Source organism: Streptomyces sp. NBC_01390 (assembly GCF_045040105.1).
Classification (GTDB): Bacteria; Actinomycetota; Actinomycetes; order Streptomycetales; family Streptomycetaceae; genus Streptomyces.
Window position 1 is genome coordinate 9,016,654 of the sequence record NZ_CP109551.1, and the last position, 15,638, is coordinate 9,032,291.

Genomic DNA, 15,638 nt, shown 5'->3' on the forward strand with positions numbered 1-15,638 from the left:
CCCCCGGCTAACCTCCTGCCATCACCCTTACGCAGCAGGAGTCGAGAATCATGGCCCAGGCCCAGGTCCAGCGCATGTCCCGTTTGATGGTCAAGACACTGCGTGACGACCCGGCCGACGCCGAGGTGCTCAGCCACAAGCTGCTGGTCAGGGCCGGTTATGTGCGTCGTACCGCCGCAGGTCTGTGGTCCTGGCTGCCGCTCGGCAAGAAGGTCCTGGCCAACGTGGAGCGGGTCGTCCGCGAGGAGATGGACGCCATCGGCGCCCAGGAGGTCACCCTCCCCGCCCTGCTGCCGAGGGAGCCGTACGAGGCGACCGGCCGCTGGGACGAGTACGGCCCCGAGCTGTTCCGTCTCAACGACCGCAAGGGCGGCGACTACCTCCTCGGCCCGACCCACGAGGAGATCTTCACCCTCCTGGTCAAGGACCAGTGCACGTCCTACAAGGACCTGCCCGTGATCCTCTACCAGATCCAGAACAAGTACCGCGACGAGGCCCGCCCGCGCGCCGGCATCCTGCGCGGCCGTGAGTTCCTGATGAAGGACTCGTACTCCTTCGACACGGAGGACGAGGGCCTCGCCAAGTCGTACGCCCTGCACCGCGAGGCGTACCAGAAGATCTTCGCGCGTCTCGGCCTCGACTACCGCATCTGCGCCGCCACCGCGGGCGCCATGGGCGGCTCCAAGTCCGAGGAGTTCCTCGCCCCGGCCGCCGCCGGCGAGGACACCTTCGCCGACTGCCCCAACTGCGACTACGCCGCCAACACCGAGGCGATCACGTACGCGCTCCAGCCGGTCGACGGCTCGGCCGTCCCCTCCCTGGAGGAGATCCCCACCCCCGAGACCCCGACCATCGAGACACTCGCCGCGTACCTGAACGTGGCGGCGTCGGCCACCCTCAAGAACCTCCTCGTCAAGGTGGACGGCGAGATCGTCGCGATCGGTGTCCCCGGTGACCGTGAGGTCGACCTGGGCAAGGTCGAGGCGCACTTCGCGCCCGCCGCCGTCGAGCTCGTCACCGCCGAGGACTTCACGGGCCGCGACGACCTCGTACGCGGCTACGTCGGCCCGCAGGGCCTGGAGAAGGTCCGCTACTTCGCCGACCCGCGCATCGCCCCCGGCACCGCCTGGATCACCGGCGCCAACAAGGACGGCCTGCACGCGAAGAACGTCGTCGCCGGCCGTGACTTCGAGGTCGACGAGTACATCGACTCCGTGGTCGTCCAGGAAGGCGACCCCTGCCTGGCCTGCGGCACCGGCCTCAAGCTGGACCGCGCCATCGAGATCGGCCATATCTTCCAGCTCGGCCGCAAGTACGCCGACGCGCTCAGCCTCGACGTCCTCGGCCAGCAGGGCAAGCCGGTCCGCGTGACCATGGGCTCGTACGGCATCGGCGTCTCCCGCGCGGTCGCGGCCCTCGCCGAGCAGCACGCCGACGAGCAGGGCCTGTGCTGGCCCAAGGAGATCGCCCCGGCCGACGTCCACGTCGTAGCCGCCGGCAAGGCCCTCCAGACCGAACTGGCCCTGGACGTCTCCGACAAGCTGGCGGCGGCCGGCGCCCGCGTCCTGGTCGACGACCGCGCCGGCGTCTCCCCGGGCGTCAAGTTCACGGACGCCGAGCTGATCGGCGTACCGAAGATCCTGGTGGCGGGCCGCCGCTCGGCCGAGGGCGTGCTCGAACTGAAGGACCGCCGGACGGGCGAGCGCGAGGAACTGACGGTCGAGGAAGCAATCGCCCGCCTGACCGCCACCGCCTGAGAAACCTCTCGCAGGCCGGTCCCCGAAGGTGGGACGTGACACAGAGTCACGTCCCACCTTCGGGGACCGCAAAACCTCAAAGCCACGGCAGCCTCAAAGCCACCCGGCGAACTCCAGCAACAACTCCGCATCCCGCACACGCCCCACACGACGTGCCCGAACCCCCGACTCCACAGCCCGGAACAGCGTCCACCCCCGCAGCCGCTCCTGATCCACGTCCAACGACTCGGCAAGCCGTTTCACCCGGCGCCGAGTGATCGCCGCTCCCGAGGGGGACGCGATCAGATCCTCCACCCGGTCCCGGACCAGTCGCGCCAAATCGAACGCGCACTCACCGACCACCGGATCCGGCCCCACCGCCAGCCACGGCGCCCGCTCCGCGGCCAGCACCTTGCTCTGCCGGAACGTGCCGTGCAGCAACCGCGCCTCAGGCGGCGCGACCAGCAACTCCGTACGTGCGGCAAGTGCCGTCTCGACCAGCGGCGCCACCTGCGGGTCCGCGCCGGCGCTCGCCGCCATCGCCTCCGCCTGGCGACCGGTCCGCGCGGCCACGGTCTCGAACACCGCCGCTGACCCGGCGGGCGGCTCGACCCACAGCCGCCGCAGCGTCCCCGCCGCCTCCAGCAAGGCCTTCGCCTCGGGCAGCGACCGCACCGACACATCCGGATGCAGCCGCTCCAGCAACAGCACACCCTCGCCGGTTGAACCAATGGCGTCCGCGGACGGCTCCAGCAACTGCACCGCGCCCGCCCCGCCCCAGTGGGCCAGCGCCGCGCGCTCGCTCTCCGGCCGGGCCCGGCGCGGTGCGAGCTTCAGGACGGCGGGCGCGTCGTCAGCCCGCCGCACCAGCATCACCAGGCTGCTCCGACCGCCCGGAACCTGCACCCGTTCCATGGTCAACACGCGTAGATCCAGGGCCTGTTGAGCAGCTGCGGGCAGCCGCGCCAGCCAGTCGTCACCGTCCGGTACCGTCTCGCCGAGCGCCCTCACCAGACGGGGCGGCGGTTCGAAAGCCATGCGCGAGTCGTTCCTTCCGGTGCGCGGTACGCGGTATGCGGTTCGGGCTACGCCGAGGGTGTCCCCGGCGCCGTGGCCGGTGCCGACGAGGAGCCGGCCCGCTCGGCAAGCCCTGGGAAGGGTACGCTCCCGCCCCGCCAGCGCACCGCCCGCACCGCGGCCTCCCGCAGCGCGTCGGCCCCCGCACGGCGCCGCTCGCCCTCGGCCGCCCGGACCAGGTCGGAGTACACCCCGGCGACCCGCTCCTCCAGCTCCGCCGCGAGACGGACGGCGGCGTCGGAGTCCGCCACGGGGAACGGCAGGGCGTAACCGGGCGCCGCCGCCACCGGCTTGCTCCCGAGGGCCCGTACCGTGCGCGCCAGCTCGTCGCGCCGGGCCCGATGGGCGTCGTACGCGGCCCTCGCCTCGGTCCGGCGGACCTCGCCGATCAGCCCGCCGACCACTCCGTACCCGTACACCGCCGCGTGCTCGGCGGCCAGGGCGGCCTGGAGCGCGGTCACCTCGGCGTAGTCCTTCTCGGCCTTCTCCGCCTGCTCCGTCTTCTTCACCTTCGCCCCGCTCACTTCATGCCCTCCGTCAGCAGATACACATGCGCGGCCCCGGCCGCCGCGACCGAGGCCAGCACCCGCGCCAGCTCACCCGGCACGTCGAGCAGCGCCTTCGTGCGCCGGTCCACGAGGGTCCGTTCGGCGGCGACGAGTCCGGCGACGGCGTCCTGCGCGCTGGCCGGCACCCCGGGAGCCGAAGGTGACGCGGCTGACGACGTCGATGTCGATGGGGGCGTCGATGTGGGTGTGGGGGTCGGCGTGCGTGTGGGGGTCGGCGTGGGGGTCGGTTCGCCGCCCCCGAACGCCTTCGCGTGCCGTACGGCCTCCGCCCGCAGCTCCGACAGCCGCTCCGCCAGCACCGGGAACGCGGCGATCGCCGCGTCGTACTGCTGTACGAGGTTCGTGCTGTCGCGGGCCGCACGCGCGCGCGTGCGCTCGGCGACCGACGGACTGCCGGCGCTGGTGACCGTCGAGTCGGGCTCGGCGGTGCAGCCCACGAGGAGAGCGGCGCCCGCGGCCGAGGCGAGCAGGGTCCTTCGGCGCGGACCCGGAGAGGTTCCCGGCGGGGTGCGCGACGGCGGGGGGAACGGCACGGCAGACGTCCTCGGAGGGCTCGTACGAACGGGAGACCGCGGAATGTCACGGGAGGGCAGCACGCCCGTGATCACCGTACCCGCGCCCCGGCCCAGCAGCCGCCACCGGCGCAGCCGGGCGGCCGGCGGCGTCCCGGTGGACGGCAACACCCCCTGGGACCGGATACCCTTTGACCTGACACGCGACCTACCCACAACAGCACACGCGGCCGAGGAGTCACCCGGATGAGCACCACCCAGAGCGAGAGGCTTCGAGAGCTCCTGGAGCCGCTCGTCAGCTCGCAGGGTCTCGATCTCGAAGAGATCGCAGTGGAGTCAATCGGGCGCAAGAGAGTGCTGCGGGTCGTCGTCGATTCCGACGACGGCGCCGATCTGGACGCGATCGCCGATGTGAGCCGCGCGCTCTCGGCGAAGCTCGACGAGACCGACGCGATGGGTGCGGGGGAGTACACCCTGGAGGTCGGTACCCCCGGCGCCGAGCGCGAACTCACCGAGCACCGGCACTACGTACGTGCCCTCGAACGCCTGGTGCGCTTCCAGCTCACCGAGGGCGGCGAACTGGTCGCCAGGATCCTGACCGTGGACGACGAGGGCATGGACCTCGAAGTGCCGGGCGTGAAGGGCCGAAAGGCCACCGCCCGCAGGCTCGCCTTCGGCGACATCGACAAGGCCCGCGTCCAGGTCGAGTTCAACCGCAAGGACAAGAACGACAAGCAGGATGAGCAGGACATGACGGAAGAAGAGGAGGCGTAGCCGTGGACATCGACATGAGTGCCCTGCGGGGCTTGGTGCGGGAGAAGGAGATCTCCTTCGACCTGCTGGTCGAGGCGATCGAGTCGGCCCTCCTCATCGCCTACCACCGCACCGACGGAAGCCGCCGCCACGCGCGCGTGAAGCTCGACCGGGAGACCGGTCATGTGACCGTGTGGGCGAAGGAGGACCCCCAGGAGCTGGAGGAGGGGCAGGAGGCACGCGAGTTCGACGACACCCCGTCGGACTTCGGCCGGATCGCCGCCACCACCGCCAAGCAGGTCATCCTGCAGCGCCTGCGGGACGCCGAGGACGACGCGACGCTCGGCGAGTACGCGGGCCGCGAGGGTGACATCGTCACCGGCGTCGTCCAGCAGGGCCGCGACCCGAAGAACGTGCTGGTGGACATCGGCAAGCTGGAGGCCATCCTGCCGGTGCAGGAGCAGGTCCCCGGGGAGAACTACCAGCACGGGCTGCGGCTGCGGTCGTACGTCGTGCGAGTGGCGAAGGGCGTGCGCGGCCCGTCCGTCACCCTCTCGCGCACGCACCCCAACCTGGTGAAGAAGCTCTTCGCGCTGGAGGTCCCGGAGATCGCCGACGGTTCGGTGGAGATCACGGCCATCGCGCGCGAGGCCGGGCACCGTACGAAGATCGCCGTCCGGTCGACGCGCAGCGGACTGAACGCCAAGGGGGCCTGCATCGGCCCCATGGGCGCCCGGGTGCGCAGCGTCATGGCCGAGCTGAACGGCGAGAAGATCGACATCGTCGACTGGTCGGACGACCCGGCCGACATGGTGGCGAACGCGCTGTCCCCCGCTCGGGTCAACAAGGTCGAGGTCGTCGACCTCGCCGCCCGTTCCGCGCGCGTGACGGTCCCCGACTACCAGCTGTCGCTGGCGATCGGCAAGGAGGGCCAGAACGCCCGGCTCGCGGCCCGGCTGACCGGCTGGCGGATCGACATCCGCCCGGACACCGAGCAGCCGTCCGACCAGGCGTCCGAGCGGCCCGCTGAGCGGCCCCGCGAGCGCTAGAGGAATAGATCCAAGCCGCAGGTGGCTGAGATCACGACAACAACCGTTCGATTGTTGCCCCAAAGGGGTGAGGTCGTTTCGGGGAGGTAGACTTAGGAGTGTCTGGCCGGACGCGTGCCCGCGCATGCCCTGAACGCACCTGTGTGGGGTGTCGGGAGCGAGCGGCCAAGAAGGATCTGCTGCGCATCGTGGCGGTCGAGGGTGAATGCGTCCCCGATCATCGCGGTACGCTGCCCGGCCGGGGTGCGTACGTGCACCCCGCCCTGATCTGCCTCGACCTGGCGGTCCGCCGCCGGGCGTTCCCACGGGCACTGCGTGCCCCGGGAACTCTCGACGTGGTGGCGTTGCGCCGGTACGTCGAAGAGGCAACACCGTAGGACGTGTCGCGCGGAACCCCGTGCGGCTCTGGTACCCCCGCGAGTTGGAAGTAGGTCGAGATTGCGATGAGCACTCGATGAGCACGCGATGAGTACGCCCATGAAGTAGCGACGGTCCGGCCGCAACCCGGACCTAAAAGGAGCGAAGTGGCTAAGGTCCGGGTATACGAACTCGCCAAGGAGTTCGGGGTGGAGAGCAAGGCTGTCATGGCCAAGCTCCAGGAACTCGGTGAATTCGTCCGATCGGCATCCTCGACGATCGAGGCGCCGGTAGTACGCAAGTTGACAGACGCCTTCCAGGGCGGGAGCAGCGCCAAGCCCGGCGCCCCGCGCAAGGCTGCCCCCAAGCCCGGCGCGCCCTCCCCGGCGCAGTCGGCCCGTCCGGCTGCCCCGCGGCCGCCGGCTCCCAAGCCCGCTGCGGCCGAGGCCCCCGCGGCTCCCGCAGCGCCGAGCGCCCCGGTCACTCCGGTCGCGCCGGCCCCCCAGGGCTCACGCCCGACGCCGGGTCCCAAGCCCGCGCCGAAGCCGGTCACCCCGGCGCCGACCACGCCGGAGTTCACCGCTCCGCCGTCGGCCCCGGTCACTCCGGCCGCCGCGCAGGCCCCGCGTCCCAGCGGTGCCCGTCCCGGTGCCCCGCGTCCCACTGGTGCCCGTCCCGCCGGTCCCGGTCAGGACCGTGGCCAGGGTCAGGGCCAGGACCGCGGTCAGGACCGTGGCCAGGGCCGTAGCGAGCGTCCGGGCGCCCCGCGTCCGGCCGGCCAGGGCGCTCCGCGTCCCGGTGGTGCCCGTCCGGCCGGTCCCCGTCCGGGCAACAACCCCTTCACGTCCGGTGGTTCCACCGGCATGGCGCGTCCCCAGTCGCCCCGTCCGCAGGGCGCCCCGCGTCCCGGTGGTCAGGGTGGTCCTGGTGCCCCCGGCGGCGCTCCGCGTCCGCAGGGTGCCGGTGGCGGTCAGGGTGCTCCGCGTCCGCAGGGTGCGGGCGGCGGCCGTCCGTCCCCGGGCGGCATGCCCCGTCCGCAGGGTGGTCCCGGTGGCGCTCCGCGTCCCGGCGGCGGCCCCGGCGGCAACCGTCCCAACCCCGGCATGATGCCGCAGCGTCCCGCTGCGGGCAGCCCGCGTCCCGGCGGTGGCCCTGGTGGCCGCGGTCCCGGTGGCGGCGGCGGTCGTCCCGGCGGTCCCGGTGGCGGTGGCGCCGGTCGTCCCGGTGGTGGCGGTGGCGGTTTCGCCGGCCGTCCGGCCGGTCCCGGTGGTGGCGGTGGCGGCTTCGCCGGCCGTCCCGGTGGCCCCGGTGGCGGTGGCGGCGGTTTCGCCGGCCGTCCGGGTGGTCCCGGTGGTGGCGGCGGCGGTCGTCCCGGCTTCGGCGGTCGTCCCGGTGGTCCGGGTGCCCGTGGTGGCACGCAGGGCGCCTTCGGTCGTCCCGGCGGTCCCGCGCGTCGTGGTCGCAAGTCGAAGCGTCAGAGGCGCCAGGAGTACGAGGCCATGCAGGCCCCGTCGGTCGGCGGCGTCATGCTGCCGCGCGGCAACGGACAGTCCGTCCGTCTGTCGCGAGGTGCTTCCCTGACCGACTTCGCCGAGAAGATCGGCGCCAACCCGGCGTCGCTCGTCGGCGTGATGATGAACCTCGGCGAGATGGTCACTGCCACGCAGTCCGTCTCCGACGAGACGCTGAGGCTCCTCGCGGACGAGATGAACTTCGTCCTCGAGATCGTCAGCCCCGAGGAGGAGGACCGCGAGCTGCTCGAGTCCTTCGACATCGAGTTCGGTGAGGACGAGGGTGGCGAGGAGTTCCTCGTCGCGCGTCCGCCGGTCGTGACCGTCATGGGTCACGTCGACCACGGTAAGACCCGCCTCCTCGACACCATCCGCAAGACGAACGTCGTCGCGGGCGAGGCCGGTGGCATCACCCAGCACATCGGTGCCTACCAGGTCGCGACCGTCGTCAACGACGAAGAGCGTCGCATCACCTTCATCGACACCCCGGGTCACGAGGCGTTCACCGCCATGCGTGCCCGTGGTGCCAAGTCGACCGACATCGCGATCCTCGTGGTGGCGGCCAACGACGGTGTGATGCCCCAGACGATCGAGGCGTTGAACCACGCCAAGGCGGCCGGTGTGCCGATCGTGGTCGCGGTCAACAAGATCGACGTCGAGGGCGCCGACCCGACCAAGGTGCGCGGTCAGCTCACCGAGTTCGGGCTCGTGGCCGAGGAGTACGGCGGCGACACGATGTTCGTCGACATCTCCGCCAAGCAGGGCCTCAACATCGAGAGCCTGCTGGAGGCCGTGGTCCTCACCGCGGACGCCTCGCTCGACCTGCGGGCCAACCCGGAGCAGGACGCGCAGGGTATTGCGATCGAGTCCCACCTGGACAAGGGCCGCGGCGCCGTCGCGACCGTCCTGGTCCAGCGAGGCACCCTGCGGGTCGGCGACACCATGGTGGTCGGCGACGCGTACGGCCGTGTCCGCGCGATGCTCGACGACAAGGGCGACAACGTGGAAGAGGCGGGTCCCTCGACCCCGGTCCTCGTCCTCGGTCTCACCAACGTCCCGGGCGCCGGCGACAACTTCCTGGTTGTCGACGAGGACCGTACGGCGCGTCAGATCGCCGAGAAGCGGGCGGCGCGCGAGCGCAACGCCAACTTCGCCCGCCGGGGTGTCCGGTTCTCCCTGGAGAACCTGGACGAGGCCCTCAAGGCCGGTCTGGTGCAGGAACTCAACCTCATCATCAAGGGCGACGCATCCGGTTCGGTGGAGGCTCTCGAGTCCTCGCTGCTCCAGCTCGACGTCGGCGAAGAGGTCGACATCCGCGTCCTGCACCGCGGTGTGGGTGCCGTCACCGAGTCGGACATCGACCTGGCGACCGGCTCCGACGCCATCGTCATCGGCTTCAACGTCCGCGCTGCGGGCCGCGCGGCGCAGATGGCGGAGCGCGAAGGCGTCGACGTCCGCTACTACTCGGTGATCTACCAGGCCATCGAGGAGATCGAAGCGGCCCTCAAGGGCATGCTCAAGCCGGAGTACGAAGAGGTCGAGCTCGGTACGGCGGAGATCCGCGAGGTCTTCCGCTCGTCCAAGCTGGGCAACATCGCCGGTGTGCTGGTCCGCTCCGGCGAGGTCAAGCGCAACACCAAGGCGCGGTTGCTGCGCGATGGCAAGGTCATCGCGGAGAGCCTCACCATCTCCGGTCTGCGTCGCTTCAAGGACGACGTCACCGAGATCCGCGAAGGGTTCGAGGGCGGTATCAACCTCGGCAACTTCAACGACATCAAGGTCGACGACGTCATCGCGACGTACGAGATGCGGGAGAAGCCGCGCGGCTGAGCAGGCTGTGCGTGATCAGGCTGGCTGGCGGGGCAAGTCCCCGCCGGCCAGCCTGGCCGTGTGCTGGGGGCTGCGCCCCCAGACCCCCCTGTCGGCCCTGAAGGGGCCTCGTCCTCAAACGTCGGACGGGCTGACATACCAGCCTCTTGGGGGTCCCCCCTCTGGGGGAGTTTGAGGAGCGGGGGTTCGGGGGCAGCGCCCCCGAGGATGGGACGGGTAGGGGCGGCGGGGGCGAGAACAATCCCGTCGAGCCGCCGGCCCGATCGTTGTACCGTTCTCGATGTCCCCGCCCACACCGTCGGCGGGGCCATCGATCCCGTACCGGCGGGACATCCGGATACACACATGTACGTGGGGACTCTGTCCTTCGACCTCCTGCTCGGCGACGTACGCTCGCTGAAGGAGAAGCGCTCCGTCGTCCGTCCGATCGTCGCCGAACTCCAGCGCAAGTACGCGGTGAGCGCGGCCGAGGTCGAACACCTGGACCTGCACCGCAGAGCCGGCATCGGCCTGGCGGTGGTGGCCGGGGACGTGGGGCACATCACCGAGGTGCTGGACCAGTGCGAGCGGCTGGTCGCCGGTCGTCCCGAGGTGGAGCTGCTGTCCGTACGACGGCGCCTCCACGGCGACGACGACTGACGGCGGCGACCGGCCGGGCGGACGCACAGCCGCACACAGACGAACGACCTGCGAGAACGCAGAACAGAAAGAACGGGAGACGGACCAGTGGCCGACAACGCGCGGGCGAAGAGGTTGGCTGACCTCATCCGAGAGGTGGTGGCCAAGAAGCTGCTGCGCGGGATCAAGGACCCGCGGCTCGGCACCCAGGTCACCATCACGGACACCCGGGTCACCGGGGACCTCCGGGAGGCGACCGTCTTCTACACGGTGTACGGGGGCGAGGAGGAGCGGGCAGCGGCAGCCGCCGGCCTGGAGAGCGCCAAGGGCGTGCTGCGCTCCGCGGTCGGCCAGGCCGCCGGCGTGAAGTTCACGCCGACCCTGACCTTCGTCGCGGACGCGCTCCCGGACACGTCCAAGAAGATCGAGGACCTCCTCGACAAGGCCCGTGCCTCCGACGCACAGGTGCGCCAGGCGTCCGCGGGCGCCGCGTTCGCCGGTGACGCGGACCCGTACAAGAAGCCTGACGACGAGGACGACACCGCCGAATGACGCAGAAGAACACCAGGACGCCCGACGGACTTGTCATTGTCGACAAGCCGTCGGGCTTCACTTCGCACGACGTGGTCGCCAAGATGCGCGGGATCGCCAGGACCCGCCGCGTCGGACACGCCGGCACCCTCGACCCCATGGCCACGGGCGTACTCGTCCTCGGGGTGGAGCGGGCGACCAAGCTCCTCGGTCACCTCGCGTTGACCGAGAAGGAGTACGTGGGCACCGTCCGCCTCGGACAGAACACGCTCACGGACGACGCCGAGGGGGAGATCATCTCCTCCACCGACGCCTCCGCGGTCACCCGCGAGGCCGTCGACGCCGGTGTCGCCAAGCTGACCGGCCGCATCATGCAGGTGCCGTCCAAGGTGAGCGCCATCAAGATCGACGGCGTGCGCTCCTACAAACGGGCCCGTGAGGGCGAGGACTTCGAGATCCCGGCCCGCCCGGTCACGGTCTCCTCCTTCGCGGTGTACGACGTCCGGGAGGCGGTCGCGGCCGACGGCACCCCCGTGGTCGACCTGGTCGTGTCGGTGGTGTGCTCCTCCGGTACGTACATCCGTGCGCTGGCCCGGGACCTGGGCGCCGACCTCGGGGTCGGCGGTCACCTCACCGCGCTGCGCAGGACGCGGGTCGGCCCGTACAAGCTGGACACGGCCCGGACACTCGACCAGTTGCAGGAGGAGCTGACGGTGATGCCGATCGCCGAGGCGGCCACCGCCGCGTTCCCGCGCTGGGACGTGGACGAGCGGCGGGCGCGCCTGCTGACGAACGGCGTACGGCTGGAGATGCCCGAGGAGTACACGGGAGTCGGCGCCGTGGCTGTCTTCGACCCCGCCGGGCAGTTCCTCGCCCTGGTGGAGGAGGAGAAGGGCAAGGCGAAGAGCCTCGCGGTCTTCGTCTGAGACCTTGGCCGAGCCGTGGAGCGGCGATCACGGGGACACGTTCCCGCCGCTCCACGGTTCCCCCTCGGTTCCCCCACCCAAGGTGTATCCATCCGTCGCGATGCATTCACCCGTCCGGGCAGGCGCTCGGAGTGAACCGAGGGGGCGGAAGGGGGCGCGTTCGCCGCACTCCCTGTCCTGCTGATCATCGGTTGCCTACCGTCGTAGTAGACGCGTGCGTACGCAGGCTCGCGTGTATGACGGGGAGGACGACGATGGCGGGACGGGGCCCGCGTGCCGGGGGCGGCCGTCGGCCGTCGGCCGGTGCGCGAGAAGCGCGGGACGGCGGGACCGCTGCCGAAGCTGCCGACGAGTGGCTCGTGCGCGTGTGCGACCTGGCCGGACGCCCGCGGGGCATGGGTTTCGTCGCGGACCACCACGGCACGCTGATCACCAGCCACGAGGCGGTCGACGGCCTGGCCCGGCTGGTCGTGCACGGCGCCGCGGACCGTACCTGCGTGGTGTCGGCGGCGGACGCCGTGACCCCCCTTCCGCACCTCGGCCTGGCCCTTGTGCACACCCAGGGCCTGGGCGTGGCCCCGGTCCCCGTCTCCGCACGGATCCGCGTCGCGACGGGCACGTACGTACGGATCGCGGCGGGCGGCTGGCGTGAGGCGCGTGTGCTCGGCACGACCGACGTCACGTACACGGCCACGGACCGCTTCCATCTCCTCCCGGACGCCCTTGAGCTGGCGATCGGCACGGCAGGCAGCGACGCGCTGCGGCTGGGCGGCGGCGCGGCCGGAGGGCCGGTGCTCGACCGTACGACGGGGGCGGTGCTGGCGGTCCTGGGCACCGCCCTGCTCCCGCAGCCCACGGACGGGCCGGGAGAACCGGCCGGACACCGTGCCGCCGGTTTCGCACTTCCCTTGCGCGGCCGGCTCGCGGACAGCCCGGGCCCGCTCACCGAACTCCTGGCCCGCAACGCGGCGACGGTGCCCGCCTACGGCGTCGACCTCAATCTCGCGGGCGTCCTGGAACTGACGGCCACTTCAGTGGGCTCGGACGGACCGCCGGGCGCGCTGGCGGGTTTCGTGGGCCGTGCCACGGGCGGCGCGGCCGACGGCACCCCCGTGGTCGAACCGGTCGAACGGGCGGAACTGGCAAGGGAGTTGAAGGCCTTCACCGCCGAGCACGAGAGCCCGGCCGTAGTCCTCGGCCTGGTCGGGGCCCCGGGCAGCGGCCGTACGACGGAACTCGCGGCCCTCGCCGCCCGCCGCCACCGGGACCCGGATCCGGCCCCCACCCTGTGGCTGCGCGGCGCCGACCTGCGCGACGAGGACACCTCGGTGGCGGACGCGGCCCGCCGCGCGCTGGACCGGGCGGGCCGGATCGTGGCCGCGTCGGCCGGGCGCGACACGGACCTGGGCGACATCACCCCGGAACGCCTGGCCCGCCTCGCCCACACCTCGGGCCGCCCCCTTCTGCTCCTCCTCGACGGCCCCGAGGAGATGCCCCCGGTCCTGGCCCACCGCGCCCAGGACTGGACGAGGGCCACGGAGAACTGGCTCCAGGAGACAAACGCGCGCCTCGTGATGGCCTGCCGCCCGGAGTACTGGGAGCAGACAGGGGGCACACATTCGGCCCGTCCGGCGCTTGAGGACGAGGCCGTTCAGGCCGAAGGGGGGTCTGGGGGCCCAGCCCCCGGGGACGGCACGGGCAGGGGCGGCGGGGGCGAAAACCCCGAGCGCCCGCCCCACCCCCCGCAGCACCGCCACCTCCTCCTCACCGACCTCACCGAAGCCGAAGCCCACCAGGCCCAGGCCTGCTACGGCGTCCCGCCGACCGCCCTCACCCCCCAGGACGCCCGCCACCCCCTCACCCTCCGCCTGCTCTCCGAGGTCCGCGCCGCACTCCCCGCACTCCCCGACGACCCCTGCACCCCCACCCCCCGGCTCGACCGCCACGACGTCTTCACCGCCTACCTCGACCTGATGTGCCTCCGCATCGCCGTCCGCCTCGCCGTCGAGAACGGCCTGCGCGGCACCTCCGTGCGCCGCCTCGCCGCCAAGGTGTCGGGTCAGGTCCATGAGGCCGCCCGCCGCAGTCTGGGCCCCGGACAGGGCGAGTTGGACCGCGTGTCCTTCGAGTCCGTGTTCCCCTGGGGCCCCGCACCGGCCCGGCTGGGCGGCGGCACTGGCTGGGCCTCCGCCGTCCTCACCGAGGGGCTCCTCGTCCCCGCCGGCACCGGCTACCGCTTCGCCCACGAGGAACTCGCCGACTGGATCCAGGGCGCACACCTGGACGTGGACGAGGCGCTGCACGCCCTGGTCCACCGGCGCCGCCCGGAGAACGCCGGGGACACGGCCCCCGTCCCCGTGCCGCACCACCGCATCGGACCGGTGGTCCAGTCGCTGCTGCTCCTCGCCCGCCAGCACGGCACTCCCGAACTGGCGTCCCGCCTGCGGGAGTTGGTGCAGGCCCTGTACCCCGGGTCCGGGTCCGTACCCCGCCCGTCGGCCTCCGACTGGTGGGCGACCCACCTCCTCACCGACGTACTCCGGCACGTCCCCGACGCCACCCCGTACACGCACGTCCTGCGCCTCCTCGCCGACCACATCGTGGCCCGCCGCCGGCAGAACCGGGCGGTGCCGCCGGAGTTGGGGCCCTCCTTCTGGACGGCGCTCCTGCTTCCCGAAGTCGGCCGCTTCGACCTGCTCCGCAGGCTCGTCGTCGGTGACGAACCTCCGGGCCGGTCCGACCAGCCCCGCTACCTGGACGCCGTCGCCCAGCTGCTCGCCACCGACCCCGTCGCCGTACAACCGCTCCTCGCCCGCTGGTTCGACGACGACAGTCCGCTGCCCGCGACACCGGACGCGACCGTGGCCACCGCCGCTCAGGCGCTGCTCCACACCCATCGCCACCGGGCCCTGGACGGCCTGATCGAAGTGCTCGTCGACAGCGCTCACCGGCGCGGGGACGAACTCCTCGCCGTGCTCGCCGAGGAGGAGCCGTCCGCCGTCTGCCGGGCCGTGGCCCGGTGGGCGCACGACGAGCGGCCGGCCCGGCGGGTCGCGGCGGTGGCGTACGGACCGCGCGTCGCACCTCATGCGCGTACGGAGGCCGATCGCGACCTTCTGCGCTCCGCGGCCCTCGCGCTGCTCGCCCGCCCCACCGACCGAACCCTGCACGGCGGAGCGCTCGCACTCCTCGTCCGAGATCCGGCCACCCGCGCCCGCCATCTCCCGCAGGCACTGCGGCACTTCACGGCCGGCGACCCGCACCTCCCGCCGGGCGCCCTGGTCGTCGCGCTCGCGACCCACCCGGAGCCCGTCCTCGACGCGTTCCGGGCCAGGCTGCTCGGCCCGGAGGCGGGCGACACCCTGCGCACCCTCGCCGATGTCACGCCCCCCGCCTCGGCCCGCCGGGTCGCCGCCCTCGTACGGGAGGTGGTGGAGCGGCACCCGGGGACCGCCGGCCACATGGCCGCGTACGTGGACCGGCGCCTGGACCACGGCCCCACCGTCCGGCCCGTACTCCTCCCGCTGGTCACCGGCCTCCTCGACGACGGCCCGCCATCGGTACGCGCGGCCCTCGCGACCGTGCTCGCCGCGCCCGGGGCCCCCGTCTCCCGCCCCTTCCGCCACGAACTCCTCGAAGCCCTTCTGACCCGGGAGCACGACCCCACCGTCCTCGACGCCCTGCTCCGGGCCACCGCGAAGGACTCGGCCCGCCACGGAGAGCTGCGCACCCGGGGCCTGGTGCACCGCTGCGGGCTGCTTCTCGTGCGTACTCCGGAGGGTGCGACGCGTTTCGACTGCGTCCTGGTCGAACTGAGCAGGCGGGTACCCGGATTCGCGGTGTCGCTGGCGGGCTGGCTGGCCGACACTCCCGGGGAGTGGGCGACCGTGGTAGGCCCCAGCACCCGCCGCATGATCGAGAACCTGGCGGGCGTACGGGTCCCCGCCTAGACGTGGTCCGAAGCCCCGTCTCCAGCGACATCTCCAGCGACAACTCCAGGGGCATCTCCCGTGACATCTGCGGCGACAGTCGACAATCAGTCACGTGCGCCCCGTCACAGCCCCCATGCCGATGCGAGCGGGGCGCGTTCGGCATGGCACCCTTAGACCTGCGTAAGAAGGCCTGCGTAAGAGGCAGACACGGACACGGGTTCGACGAGGAGCGGTCAC

Annotated in this window: 12 protein-coding genes; 9 read left to right on the forward strand and 3 right to left on the reverse strand. The window is 72.2% G+C overall.

Annotated features, from left to right (window positions below):
- Positions 1-50: 50 nt before the first annotated feature.
- Positions 51-1,757, forward strand: coding sequence for a proline--tRNA ligase (locus OG241_RS40505; protein WP_405822774.1), 1,707 nt, complete (start codon positions 51-53; stop codon positions 1,755-1,757).
- Positions 1,758-1,850: 93 nt separating this feature from the next.
- On the opposite strand, the gene OG241_RS40510 is transcribed toward OG241_RS40505, so the two are convergent.
- The 3 genes from OG241_RS40510 to OG241_RS40520 are packed head-to-tail and all read right to left on the reverse strand — an operon-like array spanning position 1,851 to position 3,915.
- Entirely contained in the window at positions 1,851-2,774 is a 924-nt protein-coding gene (locus OG241_RS40510; RefSeq protein WP_405822776.1) for an aminoglycoside phosphotransferase family protein, read from the reverse strand.
- A 47-nt stretch (positions 2,775-2,821) separates the two neighbouring features.
- Complete coding sequence (locus OG241_RS40515; RefSeq protein ID WP_405826704.1) at positions 2,822-3,322, reverse strand: ferritin-like domain-containing protein; 501 nt, start codon at positions 3,320-3,322, stop codon at positions 2,822-2,824.
- A gap of 11 nt (positions 3,323-3,333) precedes the next feature.
- Positions 3,334-3,915: a hypothetical protein gene (locus OG241_RS40520; protein WP_405822778.1), complete on the reverse strand. Its 582-nt coding sequence runs from the start codon at positions 3,913-3,915 to the stop codon at positions 3,334-3,336.
- Positions 3,916-4,140: 225 nt separating this feature from the next.
- Between OG241_RS40520 and rimP the strand changes: the two genes are divergently transcribed.
- From rimP to OG241_RS40560, 8 genes are all read left to right on the forward strand, one after another.
- Complete coding sequence (gene rimP, locus OG241_RS40525; RefSeq protein ID WP_405822780.1) at positions 4,141-4,668, forward strand: ribosome maturation factor RimP; 528 nt, start codon at positions 4,141-4,143, stop codon at positions 4,666-4,668.
- A gap of 2 nt (positions 4,669-4,670) precedes the next feature.
- Entirely contained in the window at positions 4,671-5,696 is a 1,026-nt protein-coding gene (gene nusA / locus OG241_RS40530) for a transcription termination factor NusA (protein WP_405822782.1), read from the forward strand.
- 98 nt (positions 5,697-5,794) lie between these two features.
- The gene (locus OG241_RS40535) at positions 5,795-6,073 is read left to right on the forward strand and encodes a YlxR family protein (RefSeq protein WP_405822784.1); all 279 of its coding nucleotides are present in this window, start codon (positions 5,795-5,797) and stop codon (positions 6,071-6,073) included.
- Between the two features lie 147 nt (positions 6,074-6,220).
- Entirely contained in the window at positions 6,221-9,394 is a 3,174-nt protein-coding gene (infB, locus tag OG241_RS40540; RefSeq protein ID WP_405822786.1) for a translation initiation factor IF-2, read from the forward strand.
- 345 nt (positions 9,395-9,739) lie between these two features.
- Positions 9,740-10,033: a DUF503 domain-containing protein gene (locus tag OG241_RS40545; RefSeq protein WP_405822787.1), complete on the forward strand. Its 294-nt coding sequence runs from the start codon at positions 9,740-9,742 to the stop codon at positions 10,031-10,033.
- Positions 10,034-10,120: 87 nt separating this feature from the next.
- The gene (rbfA, locus tag OG241_RS40550; protein WP_405822789.1) at positions 10,121-10,564 is read left to right on the forward strand and encodes a 30S ribosome-binding factor RbfA; all 444 of its coding nucleotides are present in this window, start codon (positions 10,121-10,123) and stop codon (positions 10,562-10,564) included.
- Positions 10,561-11,469 carry a tRNA pseudouridine(55) synthase TruB gene (truB, locus tag OG241_RS40555; RefSeq protein WP_405822791.1) on the forward strand — a complete coding sequence of 303 codons (909 nt, stop codon included), beginning with the start codon at positions 10,561-10,563 and terminating at the stop codon, positions 11,467-11,469. The genes rbfA and truB overlap by 4 nt, the downstream gene beginning before the upstream one ends.
- A gap of 254 nt (positions 11,470-11,723) precedes the next feature.
- Positions 11,724-15,419 (forward strand): serine protease, encoded by a 3,696-nt coding sequence (locus tag OG241_RS40560; protein ID WP_405822793.1) that lies wholly within the window; start codon positions 11,724-11,726, stop codon positions 15,417-15,419.
- Positions 15,420-15,638: the final 219 nt, after the last annotated feature.